This window comes from Pedobacter vanadiisoli, from assembly GCF_042684385.1.
Lineage (GTDB): Bacteria > Bacteroidota > Bacteroidia > Sphingobacteriales > Sphingobacteriaceae > Pedobacter > Pedobacter vanadiisoli.
Genome location: NZ_JBHULL010000003.1, coordinates 152,601 through 165,736, shown reverse-complemented (window position 1 = coordinate 165,736; position 13,136 = coordinate 152,601). Strand labels below are relative to the sequence as shown.

10 protein-coding genes, 1 tRNA gene and 2 riboswitches are annotated in these 13,136 nt (G+C 40.2%); of the genes, 3 read left to right on the top strand and 8 right to left on the bottom strand.

The genetic code is table 11. The features are described 5' to 3' along the window. Positions 1-359: 359 nt before the first annotated feature. The 6 genes from ACFSR6_RS01880 to ACFSR6_RS01855 all read right to left on the bottom strand — a co-directional run bounded on the left by ACFSR6_RS01880 (position 360) and on the right by ACFSR6_RS01855 (position 8,737). The gene (locus ACFSR6_RS01880) at positions 360-1,223 is read right to left on the bottom strand and encodes a DUF4397 domain-containing protein (RefSeq protein ID WP_379074157.1); all 864 of its coding nucleotides are present in this window, start codon (positions 1,221-1,223) and stop codon (positions 360-362) included. Between the two features lie 8 nt (positions 1,224-1,231). Beyond that, positions 1,232-4,000: a TonB-dependent receptor gene (locus ACFSR6_RS01875; protein WP_379074154.1), complete on the bottom strand. Its 2,769-nt coding sequence runs from the start codon at positions 3,998-4,000 to the stop codon at positions 1,232-1,234. A gap of 99 nt (positions 4,001-4,099) precedes the next feature. Next, a complete protein-coding gene (locus ACFSR6_RS01870; protein ID WP_379074152.1) occupies positions 4,100-5,059 on the bottom strand; it encodes a cytochrome-c peroxidase in 960 nt (319 codons plus the stop codon). A 206-nt stretch (positions 5,060-5,265) separates the two neighbouring features. After that, positions 5,266-5,907 carry a YceI family protein gene (locus ACFSR6_RS01865; protein WP_379074149.1) on the bottom strand — a complete coding sequence of 214 codons (642 nt, stop codon included), beginning with the start codon at positions 5,905-5,907 and terminating at the stop codon, positions 5,266-5,268. A 31-nt stretch (positions 5,908-5,938) separates the two neighbouring features. Next, a complete protein-coding gene (locus ACFSR6_RS01860) occupies positions 5,939-7,258 on the bottom strand; it encodes a peroxiredoxin family protein (RefSeq protein ID WP_379074146.1) in 1,320 nt (439 codons plus the stop codon). Between the two features lie 177 nt (positions 7,259-7,435). After that, positions 7,436-8,737: a peroxiredoxin family protein gene (locus tag ACFSR6_RS01855; protein WP_379074144.1), complete on the bottom strand. Its 1,302-nt coding sequence runs from the start codon at positions 8,735-8,737 to the stop codon at positions 7,436-7,438. A 157-nt stretch (positions 8,738-8,894) separates the two neighbouring features. Beyond that, a riboswitch (SAM riboswitch) is annotated at positions 8,895-8,992 on the bottom strand. 752 nt (positions 8,993-9,744) lie between these two features. Here ACFSR6_RS01855 and ACFSR6_RS01850 point away from each other — a divergent pair. The 3 genes from ACFSR6_RS01850 to ACFSR6_RS01840 all read left to right on the top strand — a co-directional run bounded on the left by ACFSR6_RS01850 (position 9,745) and on the right by ACFSR6_RS01840 (position 10,797). After that, positions 9,745-9,815, top strand: a tRNA-Cys gene (locus tag ACFSR6_RS01850). A 16-nt stretch (positions 9,816-9,831) separates the two neighbouring features. Continuing rightward, positions 9,832-9,930, top strand: a riboswitch (SAM riboswitch). 83 nt (positions 9,931-10,013) lie between these two features. Further along, positions 10,014-10,205 (top strand): hypothetical protein, encoded by a 192-nt coding sequence (locus ACFSR6_RS01845; RefSeq protein WP_379074141.1) that lies wholly within the window; start codon positions 10,014-10,016, stop codon positions 10,203-10,205. Between the two features lie 10 nt (positions 10,206-10,215). Next, positions 10,216-10,797, top strand: a complete 582-nt coding sequence (locus tag ACFSR6_RS01840) for a DUF4833 domain-containing protein (RefSeq protein ID WP_379074138.1) — start codon at positions 10,216-10,218, stop codon at positions 10,795-10,797. Positions 10,798-11,853: 1,056 nt separating this feature from the next. Here the strand turns inward: ACFSR6_RS01840 and ACFSR6_RS01835 are convergent. Together ACFSR6_RS01835 and ACFSR6_RS01830 are read right to left on the bottom strand one after the other, a co-directional pair. Continuing rightward, positions 11,854-12,129, bottom strand: coding sequence for a hypothetical protein (locus ACFSR6_RS01835; protein ID WP_379074136.1), 276 nt, complete (start codon positions 12,127-12,129; stop codon positions 11,854-11,856). A gap of 90 nt (positions 12,130-12,219) precedes the next feature. Beyond that, positions 12,220-12,687 carry a hypothetical protein gene (locus ACFSR6_RS01830; RefSeq protein ID WP_379074134.1) on the bottom strand — a complete coding sequence of 156 codons (468 nt, stop codon included), beginning with the start codon at positions 12,685-12,687 and terminating at the stop codon, positions 12,220-12,222. Positions 12,688-13,136: the final 449 nt, after the last annotated feature.

The window sequence follows — 13,136 nt, the reverse complement described above, 5'->3', positions numbered from 1 at the left end:
AAGCAATCTTACAACGATCGCTATCGTCCCGATTTGTAATCGGGATGCATGAGAAGGGCGATTGTATCGCCACACATATTTTATTCTACATTGAAAACCTCACCGATCCTCGTTGCAAAAGATGACCAGCCTTTACTATACAAAAGATAAAGCAATTAAGCTTATACTCTCTTAAATACCATATTTGTAAAAACGATAAGCGTTAAAGATCCTTCGCTACACTCATGATGGCAGCATTTTTAAAACAACAAAGGGGCATTCTATCCAGACATGCCCCTTTTTCTTAACCAAATATAAACCTGATCGAGCCAGGAATTTCTTCTATCGGTGGGTTACTTCACCTAAATTCTTAAATGTTATTAATTATGCGTAATAATCGTAGCCGTAATGGATGGGCTTCCGCTTATTGTGCCATTAATATAAACTGTGTAAATTTTCCCCGCCTCGAAAATAGCAGCGTTCAAAGCCGTATTGGTTAAAGGAATAACAGCTTTAGTTGCATTATCTTTTATCAGCAAGCTCACATTTGTACCTGCATCTATTTCCTTAAATGGTCCGAGTGTTCTCCAGCTCAAACCTTCAATTACCGCTGGCGCTTTTCCTGAGGTATAGGGAATAAGGGTTTGGTTGCCAAAATTACCATAGGCTACGCCTGCAAATACCTCTGTACCTGCAGTGTAGGTAAGATCAACCTTTGGAGCATCGGGTGAAAAATTGGCGAACCTGATTTTGGCTTTACCTGATGCCGGAAGGGTAAGATCATCATATACCAGAATCAGGCTATCGATATTGCCAGGGTTTAACGTACTGGCTAATTTCTTCTTCACGGCAAACAAACTGTGTGCAAAATTTGCAATAGGCCCGTTGGGACCAGCAAAGGATGCCGAATTTGTTTCCTGTACAAAATTCGCACTTCCGCCAAAAACATAGGATGCTTTATAAGAAGGGTCTGTTCCTTCAGTAAGGTTAAACTGTACTTTTCCGTACTGGGTATCTAAATAGCCAGAAGCCGTATTGCGTTGCAATGCCGTTGCAGTAACTTTTCGGGTAAAATCTAAAAAATTAGCGGCCGTAAGGGATTGGCGTGCATCGATAAATTTAACCTTTGCGCTCAAAGCCGGCCTGTCGCCTGCATTAATATCGAGGTAATCTGTCTTTTTGCACGAAGCGAACAACGAAGCGGATAGTGCAAAAAATAATATTTGAAATTTATTAATTCTCATCTGTGATCTTATTTAAAGGTGGCCGAAAGTCTGATAAATGGCTGCAAACCGGTACTGGTACCCGATTGTACAGCACTTGGCGAATTGGTACGGGTAATATTTGCACCCGGAGCAGGAATAGAATAATCGCCCAGCACATTGAAAAGGTTATTTACACCAACTGTAGCCTGTAACAAAGGCTTAATCCTGTAGCCTGCCGAAACATCGGTAATCCATATCGGGCTATAGGTTTGATAATAATAATCAGGTTTTGGAAAGTTGGCATTTAACTGGCTTACTGCCGATATTGATCCAAAATATACACTGCGGAGTAAAAAATTAAACTTATTGATGTTGTAGGTTCCCTGAAGGGTGATTTTGGTTTTTGGAATGCTACGTGTTACGCGCACTTCTTCACTCTCATCAAAAATAATGTAACGGTAAGCCTCTAAACCTTTAGGTGTATTTACCTTGGTAAGGGTTGTTTTTTGGAAGTTTGCACCAGCCAAAAAGGCTACATTACCACCATTAGGCAACAGGAAACGATAGCTTCCCGTAAACTCGATCCCTCTTGTGCGTGTACTGAAAGAATTATAAAAAAACTTGGCTTGTACGGTGCCGGTTTGTACAAATAATGCCCTTACATCAGCAGGTAAATTGGCATCTGTAGCAGAAAAACGCCCGGTATTACCTACGCGGTCTTTAATGTCGATCTGATAGGCATCAACCGTTAACTCCACATTTTGGACCGGCTGAGAAGTTAAGCCCGCAGAATAGCCTTTTGATTTTTCAGGCTGTAGGGATGGGATACCTAAAGCTTTGGTTGCAGGATTTACATTGTTTGCCGTAACCTGATCTATCGCCACACCGTTCTGAAAGGTAGTGGAGGTTTCGGTATAATAGAATTGGGCAAGATCGGGTGCCCTGAAACCGGTATTGAAACCACCACGCAGCGCCAGCCATTTGGCAAAACCATAGCGCGTTGCTGCCTTATAGGTAGTTACACTTCCGAAATCGGAATAATTTTCTACCCTGACTGCACCTGATAAAAGCCATTTATCGGTTACATTCAGTTCGAGATCAGCATAACCTGCAGAAATAGAGCGTTTCACATTCACTTCGTTTGATGGCCTGAAACCGGCATGGATCTGCGAACCTGGCGAAAGCCCGTTTAATGGCGTACTTCCGGCAGCCACAAAATACGGAATGCCACCCGTAGTGTAACCGATAGAATAAATGGTGCTTAAATCGGCTTTCGAATAAGAACCTTCTTCGCCTGCTATAATCTGGTAGGTTTCTACGCGGTACTGACCACCAAAAGCAACGTTCAAACCTTTAAGCACTTTATCAAATTTCCTCGAGAAATCTAAACTCCCGCTGTTTTGCGAAGCGTTATAACTCCCAGCATTAAATGTACGGGGTGTTTTTTGACCTAAACTGGCATTCAACGTATTGCTGATAATGTTATCGAAAGCATTTCTTCCATATACATTGGATACATCGAAATTCCACCCACTTACTTTGCCTTTTACCCCTATGGCAAGAGATTGATCGGTGATGATATTATTCATGGCAGGCAAAAAACCATCAGGGTAAACAAAAGTGTTGTTTCGCTCGGTCCAGCCTGGTAAACGGTATACCGCTGTAAACTGCGAATTACGGTGACTGATACCACCGAAAGAATATACTTCGAAACCATCTTTTAAAGGGATTCCGGCATTGAATGACAATAAACCATCTTTTGATTTATTTGTCGATCCACGCTGATCAAAAAAATGGCGGTCGATACCGCGGCTGGCAATAATGGCATCATCAATTTCCTTGGTATAAATCTGGTCAAATCCCCTGGTGTTGGCACCTCCACCATAAGCCGGACCAATGTAGATTCCATCCGAATAATTTCCAGATGGAAGTGAAACAGCCTGTGTAGCATATTCGCCGGTGATATTCAGTAAACCTTTTGTACCCAATCTGAGGCCAATATTGGCATTACTTCTTGTGGTTAAGCCATCTCCCCTGCGGCGGATACTTTCGATTGTACTTGCTGTAACTTCATCGGCAGTGTTTTTCAATACTACGTTGATTACCCCTGCAATGGCATCCGATCCGTATTGGGCCGCAGCACCATCGCGCAAAATTTCGATACGTTCTATCGCACCTACCGGAATGGCGTTCAAATCGTACCCGGTAGCGCCATTGCCCAAACCGCCCCAGCTGATGTTGGAGCTTTTATGCCTTCTTTTTCCGTTTATCAACACCAATACCTGGTCTACCCCCAAGCCCTTTAACTGAACGGTAGAAGTTGCCGAAGCGGCATCGCCACCACCCGAAACAGCAGAGTGGAATGATGGTGATACATATTGCAATAACTGTGTTACACTGGCCTGTGGCGAGGTTTGCTGTAATGTTTTCAGATCGATCACGTCAACCGGTACAGGCGAATTGAGTTTAGTACGGTTGGCATTCCTCGAACCCACAATCTGTAATTCGGTTAAAATATTATCGGCCGGCTCGAGTGAAACATTTAATTTGGTAGCCGATCCTATTTCTACCGTGGCCGTTTTATAGCCGATATACGATACTTCGACAAAGCGCCCGTTTTTGGTCGAAATTTTAAATGCACCATCTTTATCGGTAACTGTAGCACCTTCCAACCCTTTAATCCTTACCGATACCCCCGGTAAAGGTGATTGGTTTTCTGCAGAAACCACCACACCTGTGATGGTGCGCTGCTGGGCAGATAATTTTGAGTAGATAGCTGTACTCAACAGCAATATGATTAGTAATTTTATCTTCATGTTGTTTATTTTGGAATAGACATACCAATGGCCGTTCCACCTGTTTGGTTGGAAAAAATACCTTAAAAACTGATTTTTGTATTTGGCTATTGGCCTGCTTTATGGTTTACTTTTTTGAAATCTATCGTCAGTTAACGATAGTAAAAAAGCTTCAATATCATTTATTTCGGTTTCGCTCAACCCCAATGGTTTATTTAAGGAAAGGTCTCTATTCTTACCGTTTTTAATTACTGCATCTGGATTATTATAGTATTGGATTACTTCTTTTAATGTTTTGAACATTCCGTTATGCATGTACGGGGCTGTAATACCGACGTTTCTTAAACCCGGGATTTTAAAATGTCCTTTATGTTCAGGATTACCGGTAACATCGAACCTGCCCTGGTCTTTCAGATCCTCACCATTAAATAAGCCTATGCCTTTGAAACGGTCGGCGGTAAAATCCTCACCTGAATGACAGTTGTTGCAGTTGGCCTTTCCGATAAACAATAGGCGACCACGTTTGGCATTTTCGGATATGGCCTTATCGTCGCCATTGATATAACGATCATATGGGCTATTAGCAGTTTCCAAAGTCCGTTCGAAAGAAGCAATGGCAAGCAATAAATTCTTCTGTGTGGGGGGTGCATTAAAAATCTTCTGGAAAAGCGCTGCATATTCTTTGTCTTTCTGCAACCTGTCGATAGCCTCAGCAATAGGGAGGTTCATTTCAACCGGATTGATGATAGGTTGCAAAGCCTGATCTTCGAGGGAGGCAGCCCTGCCATCCCAGAACAGATTTGGCCGGCCCGACAAGTTGGTTACCGAGGGCGAATTGCGCGTTCCCCTGGCTCCGCCAACGCCTATACTCACGCTCGAAGTGTCGGCAAAAGCAAATTCGGGTTTATGGCACGAAGCACAGCTGATGCTTTTATCTTTAGAAAGGATCGGATCGAAAAACAACTTTTCGCCCAAACGCTCCTTGCTATTAATTACCGTAGGATCATCGGCATCGAAACCGACCATCAACGTCACTAATGCGATAAGACTTAAGGAAATTATGAGTTTGCTTCTTTTCATTGGTTTATTGGGCTCGGTAGGTAAGCTGTTATTCTGAATGCAATGAAGAATCCCTGGCCGATGAAACACGGAACCCGACGAAACACAGAAATCAATGCTTGTTCAATAAAAGATTTCACTGGCGTTCAGAATAACAACAAGAACTAGCTAGAGGCAGGGAGAACAATACATCCTCCCGTACTCCACTAACCTTAACAAGAGATTTTTTAATTATTCGCAACAAGCTGTACGTTCAGCTCAAAATCATCATAAATGGTTTTGTCGCCCAGGTTTTCGAAAAAGCTTTTCGACCTGAACTTAATATCGTACTTGGTTCTATCGATAATAATTTTTGCATTAGCTGTTACCTTGTTTCCGTCCTGTTTAACCGTAGCCGGGAAACTGATTTCGTTTGTAATGCCTTTAATGGTTAATTTTCCTTTTACATTATAGGTACCCGCGCCTGTACTTTGGGCTGAAGTAATATTAAAAGTAGCTTTATCAAACTTATCAACGGCAAAAAAGTCAGCACCTTTTAAGTGGCCCAACAATTTTGCATTTGTTTCTTTATCGGTAAGATCAGTTACCGCAATGGTTTTGGTATCGAGTTCGAAACTACCACCTTTCAGCACCTTATTATCTAAGGCTAACGATCCTGAACTGATATTGATGGTTCCTGAATGTTCTCCTGTTACCTTTTTAGCCAGCCAGGTGAGTTTGCTTTGTTCAGGACTTACTTTATAGCTTACCAATTTTCTTGCCGAAGCTTCGATAGGTACTTTAAGTTTTGGTTTTGGCCCGTTTAAATCGGTTAATGATCCGGCTACGATGGTGGTAGCAATAAGTGCAATCGTTTTGTATTGTAACATTATATTATGGTTTTTTAGTTTGAGGTGGTATCTATTTTCCATTTGCCTGTGCCTCAAAATAGGCTGCAGACGGTACTGGTTCTGCAATTAACTCGTCCAGTACTTTATTGAATTTTTTCTCGTAATCATCGTAATATTTTCCGGTAACGGTTCCGGTATAGCCGGTGTAGATTTCGCGTACTTCGCCCTTTCTATCAATAATAATAGTAGTTGGATAAGCAATAAACTTATTTAAAGCCGGAAGCTTATCTGCAACCAGGCGTTTATCGGCCAACCCGCCAAACAGGATGTTGTATTTAATATTGTACTTATCGCGAAGCTTGCCCAGGGTATATTTTCCATATTCCAGGTCATCTTTCTGTTCGAAACCAATAGCAATGGCTTCTACTCCCCTTTTACTGTTCTTATTGAACCAAGGTGAAAGAAATACAGTTTGATCTGTACAGTTAGGGCACCAGGTACCTATCAGTTCTACAATAACTACTTTACCTTTATATTTATCGTCGGTTAAAGAAACCGGCTTACCGTTCAGGTCGGGAAAAGTAAAAGCAATTTTTTTATAACCTTCTTTCAAATAAGTTAATTTATAAGGATCGGGCAATTCTGCCTTGCTGTCTTTTACACCTGTAAATTTGAGGTTATCATAAATCCCCTGACTGATTTCTCCGGAAAGCGTGCCATCTTCATTAATGGTACCTTTGTAAATTTTAGGGCTGGGGCCGCTAAATCCTGAAAGTACAAACTGGTTTCCCTGTACGGTACCTTCGAGCTCGCGGCTATCGCCGGTTACCTGCATAATTACACCGGTAAGTTTGTTCCCCTCCTGTTTCAATATGGCTACCTTATTTGGGACAGCCTCTTTAGAAAATCCTTTAAACTCCCATTTGCCGGTTAAATTGGCCACTGGTGCAACATCTTTTCCTGGTTCCACAAAGCGGTAAGATTTGCCCTGTTCTGCTGTGAAAGGTAGGGAATTACCCTGTAAACCAGGCACTAAACTTTTATATTCGCCGGAGATCCTGCCATCGTTTTCTATTTTGGCCACTAAAGCCGCATCGTAGGTATTCATCTTGATAAACAGAGAATCCTGTCCTAAATATTTGATATGGAAATCATCCCTGCGCGTTCCGTTTAACAGGGTAAAGGTGGCATGCTCAGCATCTTTTCCTTTGAGTTCGAAATTAAATGGCACTTCGGTTTCGGCAACCTTAAATACCCCACGCCATATACCTTCTTTTATAAATTTTTTGGCCGTTTTTGGTTCTTCATCTGTTTTATTTACAGCAAAGCCTGTGGTAGAAATGAAGCAGGCCAAAGCCAGCACCTGTATTTTAGCAACGTAATTTTTCATCTTGTAAAGTTTTTAGTGTAGGTAAACACGGGCCGTATCATAGGGATAATTTTCCCCTAAATTTGTCATGTTGAGCCTGTCGGAACAATTAAAATTTATTTAAACAGATCTCTTCGACAAGCTCAGGATGGCAAATCTTTATGATACTGCCCGATATTTAACTTAGTTGGTTTGGTTTTATTTAGTTTTTAGCGTTTCGGCAGAAGCGAATTTTTCAGGTACAGGCTCGGCAATCAGCTCATCTAACACCTTATTGAATTTTGCTTCATAATCGTTAAAGTATTTTCCGGTAACGGTTCCGGTATAACCGGTGTAGATTTCCCTTACATTTCCTTTTCTATCGATAATAATCGTGGTTGGGAAAGCAATGAATTTATTTAAAGCAGGTAGTTTTTCGGCCACCACTTTTTTGTCGGCAATGCCTCCGAACAGGATGTCGTAAGTGATACCATATTTTTCTTTCAGTTTACCAAGGGTATATTTGGCATATTCGAGGTCATCTTTTTGTTCGAAACCAATGGCTATGGCTTCTACACCGCGTTTTTGATTCTTTTTGAACCATGGAGAAAGGAAAACCGTCTGATCAGTACAATTTGGGCACCAGGTGCCTATGGTTTCGATTATTACCACCTTACCTTTGTATTTATCATCACTCAGCGAAACGTTTTTTCCCGTAAGATCAGGAAAGGTAAAATCGAGTTTGCTATAACCTTCTTTAAGGAAAGTGAGTTTATAAGGGTCAGGCAGTTCGGCTTTTTCGTTGCGCTGACCATCAAATTTCAAGTTTTTGTAAATCCCGAAGCCCTGTTCGCCGGTAATGCTGTTGTCGTCGTTTATTTTACCTTTCACAATAAACGGACTCGGACCTGTAAAACCAGATAATTCAAATTCATCTCCCTGTACCGTTCCTTCAAGCTCGCGGGTATCGCCTACAACGGTCATAATTACACCGGTAAGTTTATTGCCTTTCTGTTTTAGTAGTGCAATTGATGCAGGTACAGCTTCTTTGGTATAGGTTTTGATTTCCCATTTGCCCGAAATATCGTATTTTGGAGCTATATCTTTACCAGGTTCTACAAAGCGGTAACTTTTGCCATGTTCAGCAACAAAAGGTAATGAATTGCCCCTAAAACCGGGTACCAGACTCCGGTATTCTCCTGATAAGGTACCATCGGTTTCGATCTTCGCCACCAATGCGGCATCGTAAGTGTTCATTTTTACATAGATCGAATCTTCACCGCGTCGTTCTACATGAAAATCATCGCGCCTGGAGCCATTAATCAGGGTTAAAATGGCTGTTTGAGGATTTTTTCCTTTTAATTGGAAGTTAAAAGGCACTTTTGATTCGCTTACACTAAATTCTCCCCTCCAGATCCCTTCTTTTGGGAATGGCTTTTCCACCCTGGCCGATGCAATGCCCCCCAACAGCAGTACTGAGGTGGTTAGGCATGCGATTTTTGATGTAATTCTCGTTTTCATAATCATCATTATTAGTTAAACACTATTTTTTAGAGTTTTTTGGTAACAAGGCATCATGATCCACACGGAAAACCATACAGCAGGGCTACAGGCTGTTTAAACAGCTGTTATGCTATTGATCTTTAACGGGAAACGGTATGTTTACTTGTTACCGGTTAATTTATAATCTATTGCTAGATCAGTTTGAGCACTTTTTCCTATGGAAAGTTGCTAGAAGTTCAACGAGGACTGACTCTCCCTTCTTCTGTATAAATCAACTAATTAATGGTGGTAAATTAATTAGAGTAATAACCTAAACTAGTGGTGGTGATTAGTTTCGGCTGTTCCTGATACCCCGGCAACTTATTGACTGAAATACATGACCACCATAATATTCTATCAAAATGCCCCGGGGTACCAGGATTTTTAAATGAGAATACTTGAATGGAAACCTTTATCAGGTGATCCGTATCTTAGTTTATATTAGCCGCAACAAAAGTTATACTGACCTGAAAAATTGATCAGAGAATATGACTGAAGTTGTACACAGAGTTTCATATTGAACGTAGATTTGCTGGTGAACAGTTTTAATTTTTTTGTAAAAGTATAAACTTTGAACAATTTAAACAAGTATTCCTATAGATTTTATAGACTTTATTTTTAAATCACTGATTTACAGAAAGATAATTTATCAAACTAGGGGATTAGCAAAGGGTTTTGAGTTAAGGGCACGCAGGCTTTTCATTTCATCTTCCATTATTAACCGCAAAGAACGTTAAGGCAAAGCATAAAGAACGCAGCGCTTTTCATTCCATTATCGGTTTTACATCTTCCATAACATATTGTCATTCTGAACGAAGTGAAGAATCTTTTAGTTGAAAAATCCCTCCTTTCACTCCGGATGGCAGATTAAAAAAACAAATTCAAAAAAATCTACTATTTCTATAGAAATTATAGTTTTTATTATTTACCTTTGTTTTGTCTCTTTCGAAAAGCGAATCAATAAGCAGATTGAAAAAGAAACATATAGTCATGTGGCCGAGTGGCGAGGTAAAGGTCTGCAAAACCTAGTACGGCGGTTCGATTCCGTCCATGACGTCTGAAATTGTATTACATACTTATCAAGAAAGACGGAGGGAATGGCCCTTTGATGTCTTAGCAACCTGTTTTAACAAGGTGCTAATTCCATCTGCAGGTAGCAGAAAAGATGAGTTTGAAAAGGTTGCTGCAACTATTTTCGGCGAATGATCAATAGCTACCCCCCTCTTTCCGAAACCGTTAAACTAAATGTTGAGAAATGCCAGTTCATTTTGATTACCCATCAATCAGGGATTTTTTTGAGGTCTATGGAAACACTTCCTGCGAGAAATTAAACGACTATGAACATTGTAGAGCCGAATCAGACCGCCTCTATAATGAACAATTAAAAGAAAGTGAAAAAGAAATTCCTGCAGAGGATCAGGAAAAAACAGACAGCTTTTCAACATAAAAAACCTAAAATGCGCTTAATACCACCTATATTTTCAATGCCGGCCAAAAGCTTACTCTTTATTGTTTTAACCCTTGCTCTTTTCGCAACACCAGTCTGTGCACAAACCAAAGACCCTTCTCCCATTAATTTTCCTACACCTAAAAATGTAGACAACATGTTGTTCTACCTGCAGCGTGATCCAAATACAAATACGCTAATTTATGCCTTAAACCTGAAAGAAAATGGCAGTATTGATGCCAGTTCGCCGATACAGGTATATTGGATCCGTTATGGCGAGAAAGGGCAAAAGAAAGATCTTGGTTATATCCAGCGAAAATTTGCCTATGGTATCGATACAAAAGCATTGGGCGGAGATAAGTACGAATTCCGATTTGTATCGCACAAAAAACTACCTTTTTACCTGCAGCGCACTAATGATAAAAGTTACCATGCTTCGGTAACCATTAATAACCATACCATTAAGGTAAACCGGTTGTTTGTAAGAATACAGGGCGGCAGTTTCTGGCTCCCTAATGTAAAATATGCTGAGGTTGAGGGGATTGATGAAGCAACAGGTAAGCCAATTGTAGAAAGGGTGAGTGTGAAGTAATGCTTAGCTTTTTAACCGCAAAGGCAATGTGCCATGTTTTCTTTCATTTTCAACACAGGGAACACAAAGAAAGGCACAAAGCTCACCACTGCTGTCATTCTGAACGCAGTGAAGAATCTTTCACTGAAATAGTATTGTTGCATTTAAAAGATCCTTCGTTACACTCAGGATGACAAATCACGGAGATAAGGATGTGTTTTCTTGGTACCTTCGGCTTTTTAACGGCAAAGGGCATGGGGACAATACCCCACGTTTTCTTCCTTTTTTACCACAGAGCACACAAAGAAAGGCACAAAGCTCAACACTGCTGTCATTCTGAACGCAGTGAAGAATCTTTCCCTAAAATAGTATTGTTGCACTTAAAAGATCCTTCGCTACACTCAGGATGACAAATCAGGGAGATAAGGATGTATTTTCTTTGTACCTGCGGCTTTTTAACGGCAAAAGGCATGGGAACAATACCCCACGTTTTCTTCCTTTTTTACCTCAGAGCACACAAAGAAAGGCACAAAACTCAACACTGCTGTCATTCTGAACGCAGTGAAGAATCTTTCAATGAAATAGTATTGTTGCATTTAAAAGATCCTTCGTTACACTCAGGATGACAAATCACGGAGATAAGGATGTGTTTTCTTGGTACCTTCGGCTTTTTAACGGCAAAAGGCATGGGAACAATACCCCACGTTTTCTTCCTTTTTTACCTCAGAGCACACAAAGAAAGGCACAAAACTCAACACTGCTGTCATTCTGAACGCAGTGAAGAATCTTTCAATGAAATAGTATTGTTGCACTTAAAAGATCCTTCGTTACACTCAGGATGACAAATCAGGGAGATAAGGATGTATTTTCTTTGTACCTGCGGCTTTTTAACGGCAAAGGGCATGGGGACAATACCCCACATTTTCTTCCTTTTTTACCACAGAGCACACAAAGAAAGGCACAAAACTCACCACTGCTGTCATTCTGAACGCAGTGAAGAATCTTTCAATGAAATAGTATCATTACAATTAAAAGATTCTTCACTGCACTCAGGATGACAAATATAAAAGCCTGCTTTTATTTCGGCTCTTTTTTATTATCAATGGCGGTGCTGAAGGTCTTATAAAACTCACCTTTTATCCATTGTACTTTTCCAATGTCACGCATATCGGGCGCAATAATATAATTACCGGTTTCACTATCGAGGATAACCAGCATATTATTGGCATTTACTTCGGTGCGGTACTTTCCTCCTACCTGGTTCTGATCGTTTTTAAAACTAATGGCTGCGAACATTAAGCCTGCGCCCAAAAATCCCAATAAAAGGGATTTGGTATCCAATGTAATTTTCATATTCTTAAGATTTATTTGTGTGTAAAATCAAGTTAAGAATTTTACTTCCTGGATTTTAATTCTATCAGAAATATTGCAATATGTTCGCCGCTAAATTTTAAATATGAGATAAGCTAAAGCAGTTACAATCAGTAGAAGTAATAATAGCCTGATTAATTTTTTACTGAGGCTGTTTTGATTGTTGCCAATGTTCCCTGAAATAATATTCTTAATATCAGTATCCCTGCTTTGTTGTGTTATACTGCCACCAAACTTATATTCCATCAGCTTTTCTACATAATCTCTGCTCGCTGCCAAACCTAAGCCTGTTGCATCTTTATAATGTTTAATGGCGTTTAGCTTGTTGCCCTGGCTTAAAATAGCCAATACGTGCGCGTCTAAATTTTGAGGTTTGGTATCAGGCTGCGGTATTCCGGCTTCCAGGGCGTCTACATACTCTTTGGCTTCATTTAAACTGCATATACTATAATCCTTAACAATCTTAATTGCAGCTATTTTCTGGTTGCGGGAGAGGAACAATAATGTTTGCTGCTGTATTTCGGAGCTAACGTTAATCATAATTTAAGCTAGCAAAATGTGAACCAATTATTATGGTTTTAAAATGAGGTTTCAGTTATGAATATGATCAGGCAAAAATATTTAGCTATAATGAATATCAGTTTCGGATAATGCGGGATAAATTTTTCAAGATTACTCATCGTTGCACTGCCTTCCTGGGGTATCAGATCAGATATATTGCCATGTGTATATGGGACTATAAGACCTGATACCTTCAGAATGAGCAGGATGAGCGTAATAAAACTAAAATATGGAACCCTTTTGTCCTGAATAAATTCGCCAGCACTGTGTCCGGGCCTATTAAACAAACCCTTTAGGGTAAATAAATTGCCTTTATCTACCTTCCAAACAGCATGAACAAAATCATGCTCAAGAAAGTATTTAAAAGAATAGCGTCTCCTCGTCTGAACAAATATACAATATATCACCAATTGGTGATAAAAATATTT